The sequence below is a fragment of the Pseudomonas sp. B707 genome (genome assembly GCF_022496685.1).
Taxonomy (GTDB): Bacteria; Pseudomonadota; Gammaproteobacteria; order Pseudomonadales; family Pseudomonadaceae; genus Aquipseudomonas; species Aquipseudomonas paraglycinae.
Genome location: NZ_WTVE01000033.1, coordinates 338,719 through 361,698 on the forward strand (window position 1 = coordinate 338,719; position 22,980 = coordinate 361,698).

Sequence of the window (22,980 nt, forward strand, 5' to 3'; positions counted from 1 at the left end):
GCCCCTGAAAAATTCAACCAAGAAGGCGAGATGGACACCCTCAAACACCTTAGTCGCGAAGCGCTCGAGTCCGAGGTCAAGCGATTACGCGCCGCCTTGCAGAGCACTGAAGCCGACGATGAGCGCGACATCACGGCGCGACTGCAAGCCAGTCAGGCCGCGCTCGCTCGTAGTGAGGCGCGGCAGCGGGCGGTTTTCGAGAGTGCAGTGGATTTCGCGATGGTCGTCACTGACCTTGGCGGATACATCACGGAATGGAACTGCGGCGCGACCAACGTGCTGGGCTGGTCCGCCGAAGAGGTTCGCGGCCAGAGCGCGGCCTGCTTTTTCACCCCTGAAGACCGCGCCGCCGGCCGCGTCGAACAGGAAATGCAGCGCGCCCTTGTCGAAGGCCGTGCCTACGATGAGCGATGGCATTTGCGTAAGGACGGCGAGCGATTCTGGGCCTCTGGCGAGCTGATGCCGCTCTACGATGAAGACCAGACTCATTTGGGCTTCGTGAAAATTCTCCGCGACCGTACTCAGGAACATCTGTTCGGGCGTGCCATAATCGAAACCAAGGAACGCTATCGACTGGCCGCCATGGCGACCAGCGATGCGGTGTGGGACTGGGACCTGCAAACCAACCAGATCATCTGGAACCAGGCGTTGCAACAGGCGTACGGTTTCGCGCTGGAGAACGTTGATCCCAGTGGCGACTGGCGGTTCGCGCGGATCCATCCTCAAGATCAGGCGCGGGTGCTGACATCGATCCGCGCCGCCATCGATGGCGACGGCACGACATGGAGCGCCGAGTATCGATTCTGCTGTCAGGATGGTTCCTATGCCGAGGTGCTCGATCGAGGTCACTTGATCCGCAATCAATCCGGCAAGGCCGAACGCATGATCGGCGCGATGCTTGACCTCACGCGCTCGCGCAGTGCCGAAACGGCGTTGCGCGAGAGTGAAGAGCGTTTCAGCACCATTCTGGAAACCATCGAGTCGGCGTTTGCCATCGTCAAAGTCAAATTCGACGCCAACGACGAGCCTGTCGACTACTACTTCGTTGAAGCCAACCCGGCGTTCGAGCGCCAGTGCGGGGTCAACCTGCGCGGTAAATGGGTGACCGAATTCGCGCCCAATCTGGAGCGCTTCTGGTTCGAAACCTACGGCCATGTGGCCAAGACCGGGGAGCCGGCGAACTTCGAGAATTACGCCAATACCTTCGAACGCTGGTTCGATGTGCGTGCCGTGCGTGTCGGCGATCCGGCCGACCGGCAGATCGCGATCCTGTTCAACGACGTCACCGAACGGCGCGACGCCGAGGAGCGCTTGCGCGCCAGTGAGGCGATCGCCCGGGAGAACGTCGAGCGCGTGCAACTGGCCCTCGCCGCCGGCGCCATTATCGGCACCTGGCACTGGGATCTGCTGACCGACCGTTTTGCCATCGACGAAGGCTTCGCCCAGGTGTTCAACCTCGACCCGAGTCTGGGGCGCGAAGGCCTCAGCCTCGAACAGGTGATCACCAGCGTGCACCCCGACGACCGCGATAGCCTGACCACGGCGATCGACGAAGCCATTGGCCGCGGTGGCGCCTATTCCCATCAGTACCGTGTGCGCCGCGCGGACGGCAGATACCAGTGGATCGAAGCCAACGGTCGCGTTGAGTGTGCCGATGACAACAAACCACTGCGCTTCCCCGGCGTACTGATCGACGTCGAGGAACGCCGCACCGTCGAGGCAGAGCGCGACGGGGCTATCGCCGCCTTGCGTGCGCTCAACGACACACTCGAACAACGGGTGTCAGCGCGCACCGCCGAGTTGATGCAAGCGGAGGAAAAACTGCGTCAGTCGCAAAAGATGGAAGCGGTCGGCCAACTGACCGGAGGCCTGGCTCATGACTTCAACAATTTGCTGGCCGGCGTTTCCGGTGCACTGGAATTGATGAGTACGCGGATCAGTCAGGGCCGGTTGAGCGAAGTCGACAAATACATGGTCACCGCACAGGGCGCGGTCAAGCGTGCCGCCGCCCTCACCCACCGCCTGCTGGCGTTCTCCAGACGCCAGACCCTCGATCCGCGACCCACCGACATCAACATGCTGATGACCGGCATGACCGAACTGATCCAGCGCACCGTGGGCCCGAGCATTCTTCTGGAAACCATTGGCTCGCCGGTGCTCTGGCCGACACTGGTGGATGCCAGTCAGCTGGAAAACGCATTGCTCAACCTGTGCATCAATGCCCGCGATGCGATGCCCGACGGCGGACGCATTACCATCGAAACGGCCAATCGCATCATGGACGCCGAGACCGCCGGCGCGCTGGATATGCCCGAGGGTGAATATGTGTGCCTGTGCGTCAGCGATACCGGCACCGGCATGTCGGCGGATGTGATCGCCAAGGCCTTTGACCCGTTCTTTACCACCAAGCCGCTGGGCCAGGGCACGGGGCTGGGCTTGTCGATGATCTACGGGTTTGCCAAACAGTCCGGCGGTCAGGTGCGCGTGCACTCGCAGGTCGATCAGGGCACCACGATGTGCATCTACCTGCCTCGTCACCGTGGCGATCCCGTGCAGAATCACGATGACAAGCATATCGCGCCGGCGGTAGTACCCAAGGCCAGCGAGACCATTCTGGTGGTGGACGATGAACCGACTGTGCGCGCCTTGTTGACCGAAGTGCTTGGCGATCTCGGCTACAACCTGCTCGAAGCAGGCGACAGCGTTGCCGGGCTGAAGGTGCTGCAATCGAATGTGCATATCGACTTGCTGATCACCGACGTCGGCCTGCCGGGTGGCATGAACGGCCGACAACTGGCAGACGCCGGGAGAGAGATCCGGCCGAATCTGACGACGCTTTTCATTACCGGATACGCAGAAAACGCAGTGATCGGCGCCGGCCAGTTGGGGCCCGGCATGCAGGTGCTGACCAAACCTTTCGCGGTCGACACGCTGGTGGCGCGGGTCAGTGAATTGATGTGCTCAAAATCCGAATGAACGACCGCTGCGGCGGAATAAACCAGGCAGACTGGCTGCGGCCAAGGAGTGATAAATGGTGAGTTTCCTGATTTTTCTGATCGCCTGCGGTGCAGCGGCCACCACCGGCATGGTTTTCAAGCCCGGCCAATGGTACGCGCAGCTCAACAAACCGAAGTTCACCCCACCCAACTGGGTGTTTCCGGTGGCGTGGACGACGATCTATCTACTGCTGGCCTGGGTCGGTTACCGTTTGACGATGATTCCCGGCAGCGAAATGGTCCTGGCGTTGTGGGCGGCGCAGATTGCCCTGAACACGCTGTGGACGCCGGTGTTTTTCGGTGCGCAGCGGATCGTTGCCGCGATGATCATTCTCGTACTGCTGTGGCTGGTCGTCGCCGTGATGGTGGTCCTGGCCCTGCGCCTGGATGTGATCACCGGCTTGATCCTGTTTCCCTATCTGGCCTGGCTGTGTGTCGCTGCGGCGCTTAATTTTTCGATCATGCGCAACAACCGGGTGGATCTCGGCTCATGACCGTAGTCCAGGAGCATAAAGCGCCGCTCAAATCCGATAGTACTGGCGATACCAACTCACAAACTGCGCCACACCCTCTGCAACTTCCACTCGTGGAGAAAACCCGATCCATTGTTCCAATGCCGAAACATCAGCCCAGGTCTTGATGACATCGCCTGCCTGCATCGGCAACAGATTGCGCTGGGCTTTTATGCCCAGAGCCTGTTCGAGGCAGTCGACGAAATCCAGTAACGCGACCGGTTTGCCGCGCCCCAGGTTGAAAATCCGGTTGACGCCACTCGCCTCCTTCTCCGGCGCTGGCGGTTTCGGACACAGGCGGACGATGCTTTCGACAACGTCATCGACGTAAGTAAAGTCCCGCGCCATCTGACCCTGGTTGTAGATGTCGATCGGTCGTCCCTGAAGAATGGCTTCGGTAAATTTGAACAGCGCCATATCCGGCCTGCCCCAGGGCCCGTAAACCGTGAAAAAGCGCAGGCCGCTGGCCTTCAAGCCGTAAAGATGGCAGTAGCTGTCGGCGAGAAGCTCATTGGCTCGCTTGGTGGCGGCATAAAGCGAGACAGGGTGCTCGACCGCATCATCGACGCTGTATGGCAACTTGCTGTTGGCCCCATATACCGAGCTGCTCGACGCGTAGACCAGATGCGCGGGCGGATAATGTCGGCAAGCTTCCAGCACATTCAGAAACCCCACCAGGTTCGATTGCGCATAGGCATCCGGGTTGTCGAGCGAATAGCGCACACCCGCCTGAGCGGCCAAATGCACCACCTCGGTGAAATCGTGCGCTTTGAATAACGCCATCAAGGCAGGCTTGTCGACAATATCCAGTGTTTCAAAACTGAAACTTTGCAGACCGCTCAACTGTTCAAGCCGCGCCTGTTTGAGATCCACACTGTAGTAATCGTTAAGGTTGTCGATACCGACAACTTCCTGGCCTTGCTGCACCAATCGTTTGACCGCGTGATACCCGATAAAGCCCGCAGCGCCTGTAACAAGAACGGTCATAATCCCTGCTCCACACAAGCCGACAGGCGATAAGTTATAGCGCTGGATGACTTATTCAGTCCAGGCTTTATAACAGCACCCAATAGTGGGGAAAGCTTTCGATCTAAACAATAGTCGCGACCATAACAGGCAGAAAAAGTTTCTACCGTTCAGCCAAAAGAATAAGTCATTAAAAAACAGTTGGTTATCCATCGGTAGAACCATTACTGGATGGATGGCGTGTTTTTTGACTGCTAACGTTTGACAGACCGTAAAGTCTGGCCGATAACTACCAAGGTTGATTTTTTACAGGGCGCGAGCAATCACTTACTCGCGCCCTGTCGCTTCAGGGACAACTACTTAGTTACCTAACCTTAAGCCTGCATGAACAGACCGTGCGGTAGCTTTGCCTTCTAAAAAGTTGAACCGATAATTCCTCCAGAGGTGCCGCATAACAGAGCAAAACTTCACTGCTCGATGCACACCAATGAAACACTTTGTGATTCAACATTGAAACACTTCACAAACCCATAATAAAAAAAATACTTCCGCTGACTGCCCTTACTTAGCCCTCAATAGAGCTTCTGCCTGCCATAAACTTTCGATCATCAAAGAGTTTACAAGCATGCCAGTCATCAGCTCGGACCAACCTAATTGGTACCTTTTACAATGCAAGCCACGTCAGGATGAGCGTGCCCACCTCAACCTGCTGCAACAGAATTACGTGGTCTTTCACCCCCAACTCGTCAGTGAACGCGTCATTCGCGGGAAACGACAGCGAGTCCAGGAATCCCTCTTTCCCGGATACTTGTTCATCCAGCTCAGTCGTGACGACAACTGGTCACCCTTGCGCTCTACTCGAGGGGTCAGTCGCTTTGTCGAATTCAACCATGGTCCCGCAACAGTGGCCGAGCACGTCATCGAACACCTGCGTGCACGTTGCCTCGAATCAACGTTGTCGGAACCGGATGAAGCGCTGAAACCCGGAGAGAACCTGCAGATCGTCAGCGGCCCGCTCGCGCCACTGGAGGGCGTGTTCCTCGGATTGCACGGAACCGACCGCGTGATGATCCTCCTGCAGTTTCTCAACCGTGAGCAGCCGGTCTGCCTGCCACTCAGCGTGATTGAACGACAACAAGCCGGTTTTCACCCCTACAACTAACGACTTGCCTTATATGCCCTTGCTCAGGAGCTATAACATGGCTTTGAAGTCACGATGCCCCGTCGCACTGATGATGGCCTGTCTCTATCCCGAAATGGCCTGGAGCATCAATCCGCAAGCCATTGATGTGTATGGATTCGACTTCACGCCATCGTTCCTGTTTTCGGAAAGTTATGACGACAACTTTCGCGAACTGGAAAACAGCAAACAGTCCTCCATGGTCACCAAACTGGCGCCTTCTTTCGAGCTCAAGGCCGAGGATCGCAACAGTGCCACGCGACTGATCTGGCAACCCACTCGCTACATTTATCACGACGAGTCGGATGCCTCGAACACGGCACAACGCGTGCGTGCGGACAGCATCATGGAGTTCACTGACCGGCATCGTCTGAAGCTCGACGCTGAATACCGCAAATGGGAGCGCACGGAATCGACGGCAGTCGAAGGCATCAACGACAAACTCAACAACAAACGGGTGGGCGGTCTCTACACCTTCGGGGCGAAAAGCGCTGACAACCAAATCGATCTCGGGGCCAGTTACGCACAACTGCGCTACGACAACGCCGATGGCATCAACGACGACAAGGAACGCAATACCACTGCCCTGACGAGCACCTGGTATCACCGCATCGGCAGCAACACGCGGGGTCTGGTGGAATATAACCACACCGACTTTGATTACCAGCAAGCCAACAGCCCGCGCAGCAGTAAATCCGACGCCGTCATGGCCGGTGCCGTATGGGATTTCACGGCACGCACGACGGGGAAAGTCCGCGTCGGTTACGAGAAAAAGAACTTCGACAACAGTGAATCCAAAGACCTCGACAACCCGACATGGCAAGTCGATCTGCAATGGAAACCGCGGACCTATTCGACATTCACCTTCGTCGCTCGCCAGGCCCTCGCCGAGGGTGACGACGGCGCGGATGCCGTGAAATCGACGTTTACCCAGGTCGGCTGGCGTCACGGCTGGACTGAACGGATTACTACCGTGGCCCAGGCCGGTTACGGGCGTTATGTCTACGAAGGCCAAAGCCGTACCGACAATCTTCAGGACTACAACCTGGCCGTGGTGTACGCCATGCGCCGTTGGCTGGATATCGAACTGGGCTATCGGTACCGCGACAACGATTCCGATGCCGACAATGAAAGCTTCACCCGCAACGTGTTCCAGATCAGCTTCAACGTCAGCCTTTAAGAGGGTCTCGACATGAACACTCGCACACTTGTCCTTTTGTTCGCGTTGTTTCTCTTGCCCCACACCTATGCGGCAGATCCCGATACGCAATACAAACTCGCTGCCGGCGACGTGTTGCGAATCATCGTTTTCGGTGAGCCGGAATTGAGCATGAAAAAGATCCGGCTCAGTGATGCCGGCACCTTTTCCTACCCGTTCCTCGGCGAAATATCCGCCAAGGGACTGACCCCCGGTCAGGTCGAGAAAATCATCGTCGACGGGCTCAAGCAGGGTTATCTGATAGACCCGAAAGTCAGTCTCAGCCAGATCGAATACCGCTCGTTCTACATCAATGGCGAAGTGAAAAAGCCCGGCAGCTATCCGTTCGTGCCCGGACTGACACTGGAAAAGGCCATCGCGCTGGGCGGTGGCCTGACCGAACGGGCCTCGATGAAGCGAGTGACCATCTTGCGCGGCGATGGTGGCGCCACCGTGACCGACAACATCACGCGAAGCACCACGATCGCCCCCGGCGATACCATTTCCATTGCACAAGGCTTTTTCTGATCATGGACAACAGCCCAAGCAACTACGTCGAACGTCCTCTTCAAGCGCATCTGCATCCTCAGCACGGCGAAGACAAGGACACCCTGGATCTGCTCAATCTGTGGAGGGTCATCTGGCGCGCCAAATGGAGCATCGGCTGGCTGGTTCTGCTGAGCTGCACACTGGCGGCCGCCGTAGTTTCCAGCATCACGCCGCAATACATCGGCAGCACCACCCTGCTGTTCAACGACAAGACACCTCCGCTGATGTCCTTCCAGCAAGTCAAGGAATCAGGCAGCAGCGGCACTGATTACCTGCAGACCCAGCAGGCACTCCTGCAATCGCGGGACCTTGCCGAACGCGCGGTGAAAAAACTCGGTCTCACCACCCACCCGGTCACCGACCCGCGCCAGCAGCCAAAGCCCTGGTTTGCTCCGCGCCAATGGCTGGCCGATCTGGACCTTGATCAATGGATCCCGGGGCTAGGTCGATATCTACCGCAAAAGAAAGAGCCACTCACTGAAGCAGACGTTTTCAACCAGGTCACGCAGAACCTCATGCTGCACACCAGCGTCAAGTTCGTTGGCAAAAGCCAGTTGCTCGAAATCGAAGTCGAGTTGCCAGACCCTGTTCTCGCAGCGGCGGCGGCCAACGCGCTGGCTCAGGGCTTTACCGACAGCCAGCTCGATACCAGCGAGAAATCGTCGCAAACCACCACGGCCTGGATGAACACACGTCTGATCAAGCTGCGCGACAACCTGCGGGCGGCCGAGAAAAAACTCCAGGGTTACCGCGAAGAACAAGGTCTGGTGGATGTTGGCGGCGTTGCCACCATCAGCGCCAACGAACTGGAAATGACCGGCAATCGCATGGTCGATGCCCGTCGCAACCGCGCTGAAGCCGAGAGCGAGTACCGGCAGGCGAAGGCGCTGGGCAACGGCGATCTGAGCCGACTCTCCAGCGTACCGGCGGTCTTGAGCAACCCTCTGGTGCAGAAATTCCAGGCCGATCGCGCGGTGGCCCAAGCCAAGGTTGATGAACTGGCCGGGCGCTATGGTCCGAAGCACCCGAGCCTGATTTCCGCACAAACCGAGCTGCGTACCGCCACCACCAGTCTGCAATTGCAGGTGCAGCAAGTGGTGGCCGGTATCGAGCGGCAATACCAGCTCGCCACCGCGAGTGAAGCGTCGCTGCGTCAATCCTTCAATAGCAACAAGGCGCAGATCCAGGATATCGCGCGCAAAGAGTTTCAGTTGCGCGAATTCCAGCGTGAAGTCGACAGCACGCGCGCGCTGTATGAAACCTTCGTCACCCGCCTGAAAGAAACCACGGCCACCGCCGACATGGACTCGACGAAAGTGCGCATCGTCGACCCGGCCATCGTTCCTGTCGACGCGAGCAAACCGCGCAAGACTTTGATTGTCGCGATCGTCGGGCTGATCGCTGCGGTCATCGGCGTCGGGCTGGCACTGCTTTTCGACAGCCTGAGCAATACCTTCAAAACCGACGAATCGATCGAGAGCGTGTTGAATGTTCCACTGCTCAGCGTCGTGCCGCTGGTGATAAAGAAAAGTCGCCGACAACTGGCGCGCCTGTTCGAGGACAACGACAACCCGCGCTTTTCCGAGACCATTCGCAACCTGCGTACCTGGCTGATGTTGCAAAGCAGCGAAAAGCCCTCGCAGGTGGTGCTCGTGACCTCCACGGTTGCCGGCGAGGGCAAAAGCACCATCGCCACCAACCTCGCAAGTTCGCTGACACCGCTGGAACGCGTGTTGCTGATCGATGCCGACATGCGTCAGCCAACCCTGTCGCTGAATTTCGATTTCCCACCGGACAACCCCGGACTGGCGAATGTCATTGCCGGCACGGCCAGGCTTGAAGACTGCATTGTTTCAGTGGGCAATCTGGACATGCTGCCGGCCGGGAAGGTCTTGCCACCGTCGCTGGATATGTTCGTTGCGCCACGCCTGCCGTCCCCTGGCGATCCGCTCAACCCGGTTCAGCCGCCGCCACAGGATTTGCTCAGCTCGCCGCGCATGGCGCGCATGCTCGAGGCGCTCAGATCAAGGTATCGCCACATCATTATCGACTCACCCCCTGCGGAGATGATCAGTGACGCGCTGTTGCTGGCCAGACATTCCGATGCGGTGATCTATGTCGTCAAGGCTGACAGCACGTCGATCAGCCAGGTTCAGCGAGGGATTGCCATGTTGCAGCAAAGCCATGTGCCGGTCTTTGGCACGGTGCTCAACCAGGTCGACCTGCGCAAGGCGCGTAAGTACGGCTACCACCATTCCCGGGCGTTCTATAACTACGATTTCGCGCCCAGGTAACCATCGGGCGCATACGCCCGCCGCTACGCCCTCTTCTGCCAACGCACTACTCGCTTCACCTCCGCCGAGCTACGGAAAAGCCATCGGGAGGCACGCCGTGCCTGCTCGATTCGCGCTGATGCATGAATGCTGCCTTGAGGTTAAGCCCATGACTTCGCTCTATACCGCTCACATGACACACCGCCGAGGCCTGACGTTCTGGGGCCAGTGGCTGTGCGCGCTGTCGCTGGTGACGGCGCTGTTGATGTTGCTCGTGCAGTGGCGCGTCGGCAGTCTGACCAGTGAATACCGCATCCTGATCATTCTGACGGTGCTCGGCTCGGTGCCGATCTACAGCGTGATGCAGGTCTACCACAAACGCCATGGCCTGCTGGTCGGGCTTGGCAGGTTGCTGGCCGGGTGGTTGACCCTGCTGGCCGTACTGGCGGCGATTGCGTTCTTCACCCAGACCAGCGCCATTTATTCACGCCAGGTGATCATGGTCTGGGCGGTGCTGGGTTTCATGGTTCAGGCCTTGAGCTTTCTGCCCCTGCATTACCTGGCCCGCCTGTACTCACGCAAGGTCTGCAACGGGCGCCGTTCGGTGATCATCGGTACCTGCCCGACGGCCCATGAACTGGCGAAAAAACTGTCCCGACCGAACCGCGCGCTGGTGCTGGGCTTCATTGCCGCCGAGGACAGCTGCGGCCCTGCCCCCAGCATTCTGCCGTTGCTCGGCCACGTTTCCGCCATCCGCGAGATCATCACGGGCCAGGAAGTGCGCCGCGTCTATATCGTGCTGCCGATGGCCCATGCCGCCACCATCGAAGCCCTCTACATCGACCTGCTGGACATGAACGTCGACGTGGTGTGGATCCCGGATTTCGGCAGCATGGTGTTGCTCAACCATTCGATCTCGGAAATCGAGCGGATGCCGGCCATCTACCTCAACGAGAGCCTGATCAGCTCGCACCCTGCCAGCCTGTTTTGCAAGGATCTGTTTGAGCGAAGCCTCGCCGCCCTGGCGATTATTCTGCTCAGCCCGGTGCTGTTGGTGGTGGCCTTAGCCGTCAAGCTGACCTCCGCCGGCCCGGTGCTGTTCAAGCAGAACCGTCACGGTTGCAACGGCGAAGTGATCAAGGTCTGGAAGTTTCGCTCGATGCACGTCCACGACGACCAGCAGGTACGACAGGCCACCCGCAACGATGATCGCCTCACGCCGATCGGCGGTTTTCTGCGTCGCAGTTCCATCGACGAATTGCCACAGCTGTTCAACGTGCTGTCCGGCCGCATGGCCCTGGTCGGGCCCCGCCCGCATGCCGTCACCCACAACCTTTATTACACCGGCAAGGTGCGCGCCTACATGGCCCGGCATCGCCTCAAGCCGGGCATCACCGGGCTGGCCCAGATCACCGGCCATCGTGGCGAAACCGAGACCGTGGAAAAAATGCAGCTGCGCGTCGCCCAGGACCTCAACTACATCAACCAGTGGTCGCTGTGGCTCGACATCAAAATCCTTATCAAGACCCCCTTCACGCTGTTCTCGAAAAACATCTACTGAACCCCTTTCCCGCGTCTGCCGCTCCCCTGCCCGACCGTTGATAACCGTCACGACGACCTGAGGTTCGACCATGAATGTGAGCGTATTCGGAATTGGTTACGTAGGCCTTGTCCAGGGTGCTGCATTGGCCGAGGTCGGGCACAACGTGCTCTGCGTCGACGTCGACGCCGGCAGGGTCGAGGCATTGAAAGAGGGCACGCTGCCGCTGTACGAACCCGGCCTGAAAAGCGTGGTGCGCGACAACTATCAAAGCGGCCGGCTGCGGTTCGGCACAGACCTGGTGGACGCCGTTCACCATGGCGATGTGCTGTTGATCGCCGTCGGCACACCGCCCGACGAAGACGGTTCAGCGGATCTCCAATACGTGCTGAGCGTGGCGCAGACCATCGCGCTGAACATGGATCGGCACCAGATCATCGTCGACAAATCCACCGTGCCCGTCGGTACGGGGGACCGAGTTCGAGCGTGTATCGAGCAGGTGCTGGCCGACAACGGTCGCGGCGATCTGACGTTCGACGTGGTTTCAAACCCGGAATTTCTCAAGGAAGGCTGTGCGGTCGAAGACTGCATGCGCCCGGACCGGATCATCATCGGCACCGACAGCCCGCGTGCCGAGGAGGTTATGCGCGAACTGTATGAACCGTTCAATCGCAGCCGCGAAAAAATCATCGTCATGGATGTTCGCAGCGCCGAGCTGACCAAATACGCCGCCAACTGCATGCTGGCGACCAAGATCAGCTTCATGAACGAAATGGCCTGCCTCGCCGAAAGGCTCGGCGCCGACATCGAAAAGGTGCGCCACGGCATCGGCGCCGACCCGCGCATCGGTTACCAGTTTATCTACCCAGGTCTGGGCTACGGCGGCTCGTGTTTTCCCAAGGACGTGAAGGCGCTGATACACGCGGCCGACGGTGTCGACATCGACGCCCGGGTGCTCAAGGCCGTGGAGGCGCGCAACCAGGAACAGAAAGCCAGCCTCTATCGCAAAGTATTCGATCACTTCGACGGTCACCTTCGCGGCAAGACGTTTGCCCTGTGGGGGCTGAGTTTCAAACCCAATACCGACGACATGCGCGAGGCCCCCAGCCGGGTACTGATGGAGGCCTTGTGGCAAGCCGGCGCCAGCGTGCAGGCGTTTGACCCGAAAGCCATGGAAGAGGCCCAGCGCCTTTACGGCTCGCGCGATGACCTGACCCTGACAGGCACCAAGGAGGCGGCGCTGAAAAATGCCGACGCCCTGATCATCGTCACCGAGTGGCAATCGTTCCGGGCGCCGGATTTCGACCGGCTCAGCCAGTTGCTCAAACAGCCGTTGATTTTCGACGGACGCAACCTGTTCGATCCGCAGCGCTTGAGCAAACGCGGTTTCACCTACGTCTCCGTGGGTCGGCAGACCCCTTCAGTTCTCTGAAAGGAGCCGCGCCATGTTCAAACTGGAGATAGTCGGGCAGTACTCGGCGAAATTACTGGAGGCCAACCAGGCCTATTCCTTCATCAACTTTGCCTCGATCGGCAGCTTTTTCGAGCAGAACCCGAGCAGCGTTGCCTATTTTTGCGACGGCATGCTGATGTCGACCTTCATGTCTCGCATCACCGGCAGACCGATTGGCCGGGTCAGCTTCGACTTCACCTCGATAGCCGACGTCGTGCTGCGCAGCGCCGAGCAACAGGGCAAACGGGTTTATTTCGTCGGCGCCCGACAAGCCGAACTCGACCTGTTCATCAGCAAGATCAAAAGCCTTTATCCGCAACTGAGCATCGCCGGCTGCCACAACGGCTATTTCGACGCTGCCCAGGCCGAAGGCATTCGGAACGACATCTGTCGCAGTGCAGCGGACATTCTGATCGTCGGCCTGGGCGCCGGACGGCAAGAGCAGTTCGAGCAGGATGCCCTGCGCGCCGGCTTTCGCGGGGTCGCCTTCAGCTGTGGCGGGTTCATCCGCCAGGAAGCTTTGGCCACGCGGCAGTACTACCCGGCGCTGATCAATCGCCTGCACTTGCGCGCGTTCTATCGCATGTACCGCGAGCCCCACACGATCAAACGTTACCTCATCGATTACCCGAGCAACTTCTTGCACCTGCTGAACATGATCGTTCGACACAAAGTCGCCATCAGCGTTGGGGAATGACCATGCACATCCTGTTTACCCTCAAGGATTTCAAGCCCGGCGGTGGCGTCGAGCGCGTTCAGCAACGGTTGTCCGAGCAGTTTCTCAAGGACGGCCGGCGCGTGAGCTTTTTCGTCATGAACGCGGACATGCCCGACACCCGGGACATTCAATGCTTCAGCGGTGGCGGCAGCGGCCTCGTCGGCCTGTTCAAGTCCATCGTTTTGCTGCGCCGGCTCATACGGCGTGAAGGTGTCACCCACCTCATTTCCGCCAAGGAGCAGGCCAACCTCTGCACGTGGTTCGCCACCCTGGGCAGTGCCTGCAAGGTCATCTACAGCCGCCATGCGACCCTCGACTGCAGCGAACAGAAAACCGGCCCCTCAAGCCTGCGTCTGCTCTACGCCTTGTACCTGTGTGGCAGTGGCAAGGTGGTGACGGTGTCCTCGGCGTTGCGCCAGACCCTTGCCGATGCCGTGCCTTGGGGGCGGCAGCGCATCAGCTATTGCCCCAACGCGGTCGTCACCGATCAACTGTTTCAAGCCGCCCGGGCGCCCCGGCCCGCCGACTTGCCCCGCAACTACTGGCTGAGTCTGGGGCGTCTGGTCGAACCCAAAGGGTTTCATCTGCTGCTCGATGCCTACGCGTTGGCGCTGCGCAGCGCGGCGCTGCCGGATCTGGTGATCGTCGGCGATGGCCCATTGCGCGAAGCCTTGGTCACCCAGGCCAGGCAATTGGGTATCGCACAACGGGTGCACTTCAGTGGTTTTCTGAGCAATCCCTATCCCGTGCTCAGGCAGGCCCGACTGTTCATTCTGAGCTCCCTGCAAGAAGGCATGCCGACCGTGCTGATCGAGGCCTTGGCGCTGGGCACCCCGGTGCTGGCCTGCGATTGCGAGACCGGGCCCAGAGAACTGCTGGACCATGGCCGACTCGGTCAACTGGTGATCGTCAACGACGTACAGGCACTGGCCGACGGCATGCTGCGCAACCTGACCTCAGGTCACATCGCTCCCGGCGAAAAGACGCTCACTGCCACCCTGCGCCCGTACACCAGTCAGTACGCGGCGCAGGCGTATTACCAGGTCTGGAATCAATGAAAAAGTTACTGATCATCCTCCATGACCTCAGCGCCGGCGGTGCTGAAAAAATGATGGCGCGTCTCGCCAAGGCACTGGTGGATGCGGGCAATGACGTGACATTGCTGATGCTCACCGGCGGCGGCATTCACGCAGCGCATCTCGACCCGCGCGTGAAAAAGGTTGAATTGCACAGTCCGCGCAGCGTCCGTGCGGTGCCGGCACTCACGCGATTCCTGCGTGCCAATCGCTTTGATGCCCAACTGGCAGCCCTCACCCACGTCAACGTGGTGGCGATCATTGCGGCGGCACTGTCCGGCACGCTGGCACGGCTGCACGTCAGCGAGCGCAATGCCTTTTCCCATGACCGGCACGTGAACCCCGATTTCATGGTGCGGATGGCTTATCGGGTGGCACCGCTGCTTTACCGGATGATTCCCAATCCGGTGATCTGCGTTTCGCGCGGCGTCGCTCAGGATCTGGTCGATACCACCCTCGCCCGACGCCAGGACGTGACCATTGCTGACAACCCGGTGCTCGACAACGACTTTCGCGAGAGGCCACCGGGACTGCCCCGCCACCGCTGGCTGCTGGAAAAGTCCGGCACGGTGATCGTCGCCGTGGGGCGCCTGGCACCGCAAAAAGGTTTCGACACGCTGATCACAGCATTCGCCGCACTGCCGGATCGCGATGCCCGCCTGATCATTTTTGGCGAAGGTGCCCTCAGGGCCGCACTGCTGGAACAGGCGAAACAGCTGGGGGTGGCGGAGCGCTTCGATCTGCCGGGTTATGCCAATGATCCCCTGGCAGAAGTGGCCGCAGCCGATTGCTTCGTACTCTCGTCGCGTTTCGAGGGCAGTCCCAACGCGCTGGTCGAGGCGTTATCCACCGGTACGCCGGTAGTGGCGACCCGCTGCCCCCATGGTCCGCAAGACATCCTCGTTGGCGGTCTGGTAGCGCCGCTGGTCGCTGTCGATGATCCGATCGCCCTGGCGCAGGCCATCGCCGAGCAACTGTCCATACCGCGCGACCTGCAGCGTCAGTCACGCCTCGATGCGGCCGCGCGATTCATGAGTGCCAGCGCGGTGCAGACCTACCTTAAAGCGTTGATCGGGAGCCCGTCACCATGAGCACATTGACGATCAGGTATTCGACGTTACGCGACGCCTTCACCGTATTCGGGATCCTGTTTTACATACAGGTGATCACTTTTGTGCTCGGTCTGGGCAGTGCCGCGAGCTTTGGCGACATCAATAAAGACCTCGAAGGCAACGTCGCCAATCAGGTCTGCGGCCTTATCACGCTGCTGGTGCCGCTGTTCTTTTTCATCCGCAACAAGGTATTCCTCAGCAAAACCTTTTATCGCAGCAACTTCTTCCTGCTGGTTTTTCTGCTCTGCGTCATCGCGTCGATCGGCTGGTCCCACGACCCGATGCTCAGCCTCAAGCGGTTCATCGCCCTGCTCGGCGTGGTGTTTTTCGCCGGTTTTCTTGCCTATAACTACTCCCTTGAAAAAATCACCTTCATGCTCGGTTGCGCCATCGGCATAGCGGCGCTGATCGGGTTGTTGCTCGCTGTGGTCATGCCTGAAGTGGCGTTTCTCTCCGGGGGGATTCGCGACGGCGCATTCAAAGGCGTTTTCGCTGAAAAGAATGCCGGCGCCCGGCTCAACGCGATCGCCATCGTGCTGTTGCTGCCGATGATCCGGCAGCGCAATCGCTGGGCGCTCTTCTGTTCGTTCTTTTCGCTGGTCGCGATCCTGCTTGCCCAGTCAGCCACCGGCGTGGCGCTGATCATTTCCGGCACGATCAGCTACTGGTACTTCCTCACAATGATCCGCCTGGGCATCAATCGCTCACAGCTGCTGTTCCTCGGATGCACCCTGCTCTACCTGCTGGTCTGTCTGTTTCTGTACAGCAACTTTGCGGTGCTGCTGGAAATGGCCGGTCGCGACCCGTCACTGACCGATCGGACGTTGATCTGGGAACTGCTCGCGCCCTTCATCGACAGCCAGTTTCTCAGGGGTTACGGCTTCGGCGCCTTCTGGGCAAGTCCCGATGCCGATGCGTTCATCACCCGCTGGGGTTACATCGGCAACGCCCACAGCGGCTACATGGAGACCCTGCTCAACGGTGGCCTCATCCAGCTGACGGCGCTGGCGCTGATGTTGGGTGAAGCACTGTTCAAGCAATACCGCGCCGTGACGGCGAATCAGGCAGCCCGGTTTCGTGCCAGTGCGCTGGTCATCATCGGCCTGTTCGTCGTCACCAATTATGTGGCGTACGTGATTCCCAACTACCGCTCCGCCGAGTTTCTGGTGTTCTGCACGCTGGCCCTGACCTTCCGGCACCACCACGCGACCTACCCCGAATCCTCACCGGCAGCGCTGCGTCAGCGTTCGTCGGGCAGCGCACTGCCGCGCGATTCCGCCCGCGCGTAACCCAAGGAGAATCACCGTGCCAAACCAAGCTCCCCGTTCAGCAGATTCAGTGTGCGTCATCATTCCGATGTACAACGGCGCCGAAAGCATCGAGCAGACACTGACCTCCCTGGCCCGGCAAACCCGACTGCCCGATCACGTCATCGTCATCGACGACGGGTCCACCGATGACGGACCACAGCGGGTCAGAGACTTTGTCGCGCCGTTTCGCCTGACGCTGTTACAGCAACCCAACGAAGGCCAGGCCAGCGCCCGTAATCATGGCATGCGGCACTCCGAAGAAACGTTTGTGGCAATGCTCGATGCCGATGACCAATGGCATCCGCGAAAGCTGGAGTTACAGCTGGCACTGTATGACGAACTCACCCGCCAGGGCCGGCCGGTGGGGCTGATCGACTGCTATGCACAAGTCAATTACAGCGATGGCAGGCGCCAGCTGGACGACCGGTTGAAGAACGGCAGGCACTTCTACGATTTCATCCATGCCAACGTCGTCAATGGCGTTTCCACCGCGCTGGTCAAACGTGACGTGATCATGCAACTGGGCGGCTTCGATGCCAGCCTGCGTTATTCCGAAGACCGTTTCATGTGGACCCGGATCGCCGAGCATTGGGAGATCCACACGGTGCCGGAGGTGTTGCTGGAGCGCACGGTCAATGGCGGCAACATGACCGCGAATCCGAAAAAGTACTATCAGAACAAAATCCGCTTCATCGAGGTGTACCTCGCCCGCTACGGCGCGCAGTTGACCCGGCAGCAGCGGATCGATTTCGTGCTGGGCAACCACACCGATTTTCTCGAGGCGTTTTCCCGACGCGGCGAGCATGACCAGGTCCTCGGCGTGTACCGGCGAATGCTGGATTGCTCCTGGCAGGCCCTGATCTTCGCCAGCGGCAAACCGACCTTGCGCTACCTCTATGCCCGCGCCAGAACCTTGCGCAAGGCAACGGCGTCAACCACGGCTCATTGATACGGTATCCGCCATGGCCAACCACCGTCTGACGACATTGACCTGGATCTTCACCGAGAAATTCGGCCTGATCCTGTTGTCGATGATTACCTTTGTCGCCTACGCCAGGCTGCTGTCGCCTGCCGAGCTGGGTGTGGGCACGGTCATCATTGCCATCGTCGAACTGATCGGCCTGGTGTACTCGTCGGTGCTGGAAGACCCGCTGGTACGGCTTGAGCGGCTGGAAGACAAGCACATCTGCACCGCCTACTGGGCGGCGGTGCTGGTCAGTCTGGCGAGCATTGGCGTCATTTCGGGCGCGGTCATGCTGTACACCCCCGACCCGGTGCTGCAATGGATGACGGCGATAGCCTCGATAAAGATCCTGTTCACCATGATGGCGCGGGTCTATGTGGCGCAGATGCGCCGCAGCGGTAACTTCAAGATGCTGGCGTCGCGCACATTGCTGGGCAAAGTGGCGGGTGGCGTCGGTGGCATTGCCGTTGCGCTTTGGGGGCTGGGTGCGTGGGCGGTCATTGCCCAGGCGCTGATCATGGAGCTGGTGTCGATCATTGTGTTGATGCGCGCCGACCCGCGACGTATCCCTTTTTACATCGACGGTCCGATCCTGCGTGAATTGTTGAGGTCAGGCGCACCGGTGGCCATTAACGCACTGAGCTCGCAAACCTTGCAGCGCGGGGTCAACGTGGTGCTGGGCATCACCGCCGGCGCGAACGCGGTCGGCATGTTCAACATGGCGATGCGCATCATCGAACTGCCACGCACCGCAATCTACAACGGCTTGCTGAGCTACGCGCTGCCGGCGTTCTCCCGGCGCAGCGCAGAGCCCAGACGATTGATCGGGATCGTTGGCGATTCTACCGCCGTCAGCGGGTTTGTGTTGACGCCCCTGTTCATCGGACTCGCACTCACGGCAAACGACCTGATCCTGTTGATCTTCGGCGCCAAATGGGCAGAGGCCATCCCGCTGCTGCAAGTACTGGCTTGCACGGCCGCCATCGGCAACAGCGCCATGTACGCCACCACCGCACTGGTGGCGGTCAACCGCAGCCACCTCACGATCACGGCCGAAGTGCTGACCACCGCGCTGGCCTTGGCGCTGGTCTACACCCTCGGCAACCTGTACGGCGGCATGGCAGCAGCCGTCGCTCTGCTGGCGCGCATGCTGGTCATCACGCCGTTGCAAATCCGCGGCCTGAACACGGCGATCGGCTACAGCTGGCGTGGCTTTTTCGAAGCCAGTTACCGCAGCGTGATCGCTTCCCTGGTCATGGCTGCAACCGTGCTGCTGGTGCTACCGCAGCTGGGTCTCCAGGGCTACATGCATTTGATCGGCAGCGTCGTGCTCGGCGCACTGAGTTATGCCGTGGGTTACAGCGCCCTGCACCCGCACTGGCCGCAGGAATTCAAATCGGTTTTCACCTCCCGCTGAGTTCAGCCCTGAGACAGGAAGGCCTCACCATGCGCAAAACCACGTTGATTACTGGCGGTGCCGGCTACATCGGCTCGCATACTGTGCTAGCCCTGATTAACGCCGGCCACAAAGTGCTGGTGCTCGACAACCTGTGCAACAGCTGTCGAGAGTGCATCCGGCGCCTTGAGCAACTGACCCTGACCCGCGTCGACTTCATCAAGGGCGATATTCGCGACCCGGTCCTGCTCGACGATATCTTCAGCCGGCACGACATCGAGGCCGTGGTGCACTTTGCCAGTCTCAAATCCGTCGAAGAAAGCGTGCGCAAGCCGCTGGATTACTACGTCAACAACGTTGCCGGCACGCTTGGCCTGTGTCAGGCGATGGCCCGCAATAACGTATTCCGGCTGGTGTTCAGCTCGTCAGCCACGGTGTACGGGGAGCCGACGCGCACGCCGATTGCCGAAGATTTTGGCACCGGCAAACCGGTCAATCCCTATGGCCGCACCAAGCTGATGATCGAAGAGTTGCTGACGGATCTGTGCAACTCCGATCCGCGCTGGAGCATTGGATTGTTGCGTTACTTCAACCCGATCGGCGCCCACGAAAGCGGAATGATCGGCGAAGACCCGCGGGGCCGCCCCAACAACCTGTTGCCGTGCCTGACCCAGGTTGCCATAGGCCGGATACCCGAACTCACGGTGTACGGCAGCGACTATCCCACGGTGGACGGGACCTGCGTGCGCGACTACATCCACGTGGTCGACCTGGCCATCGGTCACCTCAAGGCCCTGCAGGTGCTGCAGCACGCCAACGGCATTCACTACTGGAACCTCGGAACGGGCGTTGGCTACAGCGTGTTGCAAATCATTCACAGCTTCGAAGACATCACCGGCATCAGCATTCCCTACCGTTTCGTCCCTCGACGCGCGGGTGACATCGCCAAGTGCTGGGCCGATCCCGCCAAGGCAGGACGCGAACTGGGCTGGAGCGCGCTGCGTGGCCTGGAACAAATGATCACCGATACCTGGCGCTGGCAGTCGTGCAATCCGCAGGGGTATCAATCTTCATTCAAGATTCCGGCACCCATTGCGGTGAAGTGATGCCGATGTTCAAAGAATGTCTGTTGGCCGTGCTGTTTTCAGTTTCGCTGATCAGCAACGCCGCGCAGGCACCTCCTGCGGTGCCGACCACCGGGCTCATGTTGTGGCTGGACGCGGCGGATGCGTCAACAGTGACTCTGGATGCGCAGAACCGTCTCCAGCGCTGGAGCGACAAGTCAGGCAAGGCCAATGACGCGACCGTCGATGGCGCTTCTTCGCCGCCACAACGGATGGAGAACAGCCTCAATGGCCATTCGGTGGTGCGCTTGAGCGGCAACTCTGGATTGCTCGGCCGGACCCTGCGCACGGCGAAAGGGCCTGCGACTGTACTGATCGTGTCCCGGCGGTTGCCGGAACAGGCCGGGGTCGATCCCTGGCAACGTTTGTTCAGTTCACGACCGCAGGCCGCCAGTAACGATAACGTGCTGCCGAATTTCGCCGTGAGCCTTCCGCAAACCGGTGCTTATGAGCCGACGGTTTCTGTCCTTGAGCTGCAGGACGTCCCGCTGGGACCGTATGGCGTGGGGCGCAATGCCGTCGGAAATGCCGAAAACTTTCGCGGCGACATCGCCGAAGTCCTGGTGTATGACCGGCCGTTTGCCTCGCTCGCGGAGCGCCAGCGCGTATTTCGGTACCTGGCGGACAAGTGGTCCGTGGCCATACCGGTTCAGGCCGATACCTGGACACGTGTCGGCCCGCTGGACGCTCTGCCGTCCCACATCCATCCGGATCTGCCGTTGTCCGACCAGGCCAATGCCGGCCGGTGGCTGCTCAACACCACGCTGTCCGACGAGTTCGATGGCACCACCCTCGATCGCACACGCTGGCACGTCAACAATGCTATCGGCAACGAGTCGCTGGGACGCAAGCCGGCGTTGTTCACCGAGCGCAATGCCAGCGTCGGCAACGGCTATCTGAAGATTGTCTTTCGCAAGGAAACCCTGCCGCCGAAATACGTGCAGCTAGGTTTCAAGGATTACACCTCGGCGATGGTTCGTACCCTCGAACGCGGCTTCTACGGCTATTACGAAACACGGGCCAAACCCATGAACTCTGCGGCTTCCAGCGCGTTCTGGCTGGCGTGGACAGGCATGGCCGACAACGCCACCGAAATCGATATCTTTGAAATCGGCGGCAAGACCAAAGAGGCGGCCTCGGACCGCGCCTACAACATGAACGCCCACCTCTGGGCCACGCCACAGAGCACCGAACATATCGCCGACGGCAGCACCTGGACCAGCCCCTGGCGGCTGGCCGGCGACTTTCATGTCTACGGCTTCGACTGGCAGCCCGACACCCTGCGCTGGTACGTCGATGGCGTACTGGTCAGGGAGTCGAAGAACAACCACTTTTTCTACCCCATGCAGATCGTCTTTGACAGTGAGGCCATGTGGAAATGGTTCGGCGTGGTCGACGATGCTGACCTGCCCTCCACGTTTGAAGTCGATTACATCCGCATGTGGCTACGCAGTCCTTGAGCACCCTACGCCGCTTTGGCCTTGAGTCGGATGTCACACGACACAGTCCTCAGTGATCGATCCGCGCTGACGAGTCTGGAGCGCCTGTACATGAACAAGCGACGACTGAACGAACTGGACTTGCTGCGCTTCCTCGCCGCGATCGCCGTGGTGTTTTTTCACTATGCGTTTCGCGGCTATGCGAGGGGCGATATGTCGGTAATGCCCTATCCGCTATTGGCTGACGTTGCCAAATACGGTTACCTGGGCGTCGAACTGTTTTTCATGATCAGCGGATTCGTGATCCTGATGACGGCTTCGAACAACGATCTCAAAGCGTTTTTCATTTCCCGCGTCATCCGCCTCTGCCCGGCTTTCTGGGTGTGCTGCACGATCACTTTTCTCGTCACGCTGGCCATTGGTCAGCCAAGATTTTCGGCTGATTTCTATCAATACATGATCAACATGACATTCCTCGGCGACCTGATCGGTGTCCCACCCATCGACGGGGTCTACTGGTCACTGTTCGTCGAAATAAAGTTCTACCTGATGATCGCCGTCCTGTTGGCCTTCAAGAAGATAGAGAAAATAGAAAACTTCCTTGTGCTCTGGCTGCTGATCTCGGCCGCAGCGGAAGTCTTTGCTTTCGAAAAGCTGCGCTCGGTCCTGATCACCGACTACGCGGCCTATTTCATCGCTGGCGCGACGTTCTACATCATCTGGGACAAGGGTTTTACCAAATCCCGTATTTCCCTGCTGGCAGCCGCGCAGGCATTGGCCAGCTTCAACGCGATCAAGTGGGCCGAGTCGATTGAACTGAAATATTCGACCGAATACGATTCCTTGATTATCTGCGGTGTCATTGCCCTGTTCTTCATGACGTTTCTTTTTATCTCGACGCATAAAACGTCAGCCATCGGGAGGTTCGACTGGACAGCGTTGGGCGCCCTGACTTACCCGCTTTACCTGCTGCATCAAATGATCGGCTTCATGATCTTCAATATGGCTTATCCGGCTGTGAATCCTCACGTGCTGCTGTGGGGCACCCTCGCTTTGATGATAGGTGCCTCCCATGTCATCCATAAAGAAATAGAAACCCCGATGGCCAGACTGATGAAAAGATCCCTTTCATCCTCCTTCAAACGTCTCAGAGTTGGTTAGTCGGCAGCGCAAC

Annotated in this window: 18 protein-coding genes; 17 read left to right on the forward strand and 1 reads right to left on the reverse strand. The window is 59.4% G+C overall.

Features of this window, described 5'->3' with window-relative positions:
* Positions 1 to 30 precede the first annotated feature (30 nt).
* Positions 31 to 2,976, forward strand: coding sequence for a PAS domain-containing protein (locus GQX66_RS23780; protein WP_240871842.1), 2,946 nt, complete (start codon positions 31 to 33; stop codon positions 2,974 to 2,976).
* A 58-nt stretch (positions 2,977 to 3,034) separates the two neighbouring features.
* A complete protein-coding gene (locus tag GQX66_RS23785; protein ID WP_240871911.1) occupies positions 3,035 to 3,490 on the forward strand; it encodes a TspO/MBR family protein in 456 nt (151 codons plus the stop codon).
* Positions 3,491 to 3,517: 27 nt separating this feature from the next.
* Here the strand turns inward: GQX66_RS23785 and GQX66_RS23790 are convergent, their stop codons facing one another.
* Positions 3,518 to 4,495, reverse strand: coding sequence for an NAD-dependent epimerase (locus GQX66_RS23790; protein ID WP_085745623.1), 978 nt, complete (start codon positions 4,493 to 4,495; stop codon positions 3,518 to 3,520).
* Between the two features lie 604 nt (positions 4,496 to 5,099).
* On the opposite strand from GQX66_RS23790, the gene rfaH reads away from it, so the two are divergent.
* The 15 genes from rfaH (at position 5,100) to GQX66_RS23865 (ending at position 22,967) form a co-directional block, all read left to right on the forward strand.
* Positions 5,100 to 5,636: a transcription/translation regulatory transformer protein RfaH gene (rfaH, locus tag GQX66_RS23795; RefSeq protein ID WP_240871844.1), complete on the forward strand. Its 537-nt coding sequence runs from the start codon at positions 5,100 to 5,102 to the stop codon at positions 5,634 to 5,636.
* 37 nt (positions 5,637 to 5,673) lie between these two features.
* Positions 5,674 to 6,834: an outer membrane beta-barrel protein gene (locus tag GQX66_RS23800; protein WP_039768571.1), complete on the forward strand. Its 1,161-nt coding sequence runs from the start codon at positions 5,674 to 5,676 to the stop codon at positions 6,832 to 6,834.
* Positions 6,835 to 6,846: 12 nt separating this feature from the next.
* On the forward strand, positions 6,847 to 7,380 hold the full coding sequence (locus GQX66_RS23805; RefSeq protein WP_085745621.1) for a polysaccharide biosynthesis/export family protein: 534 nt from the start codon (positions 6,847 to 6,849) through the stop codon (positions 7,378 to 7,380).
* Positions 7,381 to 7,382: 2 nt separating this feature from the next.
* Complete coding sequence (locus GQX66_RS23810) at positions 7,383 to 9,695, forward strand: GNVR domain-containing protein (RefSeq protein WP_240871846.1); 2,313 nt, start codon at positions 7,383 to 7,385, stop codon at positions 9,693 to 9,695.
* Positions 9,696 to 9,843: 148 nt separating this feature from the next.
* Positions 9,844 to 11,235, forward strand: coding sequence for an undecaprenyl-phosphate glucose phosphotransferase (locus GQX66_RS23815; protein ID WP_085745619.1), 1,392 nt, complete (start codon positions 9,844 to 9,846; stop codon positions 11,233 to 11,235).
* 70 nt (positions 11,236 to 11,305) lie between these two features.
* Positions 11,306 to 12,646 (forward strand): UDP-glucose/GDP-mannose dehydrogenase family protein, encoded by a 1,341-nt coding sequence (locus GQX66_RS23820; RefSeq protein WP_240871848.1) that lies wholly within the window; start codon positions 11,306 to 11,308, stop codon positions 12,644 to 12,646.
* A gap of 13 nt (positions 12,647 to 12,659) precedes the next feature.
* Entirely contained in the window at positions 12,660 to 13,364 is a 705-nt protein-coding gene (locus GQX66_RS23825) for a WecB/TagA/CpsF family glycosyltransferase (protein ID WP_240871851.1), read from the forward strand.
* Between the two features lie 2 nt (positions 13,365 to 13,366).
* Positions 13,367 to 14,443, forward strand: a complete 1,077-nt coding sequence (locus tag GQX66_RS23830) for a glycosyltransferase (RefSeq protein ID WP_236188469.1) — start codon at positions 13,367 to 13,369, stop codon at positions 14,441 to 14,443.
* Positions 14,440 to 15,552: a glycosyltransferase gene (locus tag GQX66_RS23835; protein WP_240871852.1), complete on the forward strand. Its 1,113-nt coding sequence runs from the start codon at positions 14,440 to 14,442 to the stop codon at positions 15,550 to 15,552. Before GQX66_RS23830 ends, GQX66_RS23835 begins: the two co-directional genes overlap by 4 nt.
* Positions 15,549 to 16,862, forward strand: a complete 1,314-nt coding sequence (locus tag GQX66_RS23840) for an O-antigen ligase family protein (protein ID WP_102716788.1) — start codon at positions 15,549 to 15,551, stop codon at positions 16,860 to 16,862. The genes GQX66_RS23835 and GQX66_RS23840 overlap by 4 nt, the downstream gene beginning before the upstream one ends.
* A 16-nt stretch (positions 16,863 to 16,878) precedes the next feature.
* Complete coding sequence (locus tag GQX66_RS23845; RefSeq protein WP_085745614.1) at positions 16,879 to 17,832, forward strand: glycosyltransferase family A protein; 954 nt, start codon at positions 16,879 to 16,881, stop codon at positions 17,830 to 17,832.
* Positions 17,833 to 17,845: 13 nt separating this feature from the next.
* On the forward strand, positions 17,846 to 19,264 hold the full coding sequence (locus GQX66_RS23850; RefSeq protein ID WP_240871853.1) for an oligosaccharide flippase family protein: 1,419 nt from the start codon (positions 17,846 to 17,848) through the stop codon (positions 19,262 to 19,264).
* Between the two features lie 29 nt (positions 19,265 to 19,293).
* Positions 19,294 to 20,349, forward strand: a complete 1,056-nt coding sequence (gene galE / locus GQX66_RS23855; protein ID WP_102686117.1) for a UDP-glucose 4-epimerase GalE — start codon at positions 19,294 to 19,296, stop codon at positions 20,347 to 20,349.
* Positions 20,349 to 21,827 carry a family 16 glycosylhydrolase gene (locus GQX66_RS23860; protein ID WP_240871854.1) on the forward strand — a complete coding sequence of 493 codons (1,479 nt, stop codon included), beginning with the start codon at positions 20,349 to 20,351 and terminating at the stop codon, positions 21,825 to 21,827. Before galE ends, GQX66_RS23860 begins: the two co-directional genes overlap by 1 nt.
* A 90-nt stretch (positions 21,828 to 21,917) precedes the next feature.
* The gene (locus GQX66_RS23865; protein ID WP_102686115.1) at positions 21,918 to 22,967 is read left to right on the forward strand and encodes an acyltransferase; all 1,050 of its coding nucleotides are present in this window, start codon (positions 21,918 to 21,920) and stop codon (positions 22,965 to 22,967) included.
* Positions 22,968 to 22,980 lie beyond the last annotated feature (13 nt).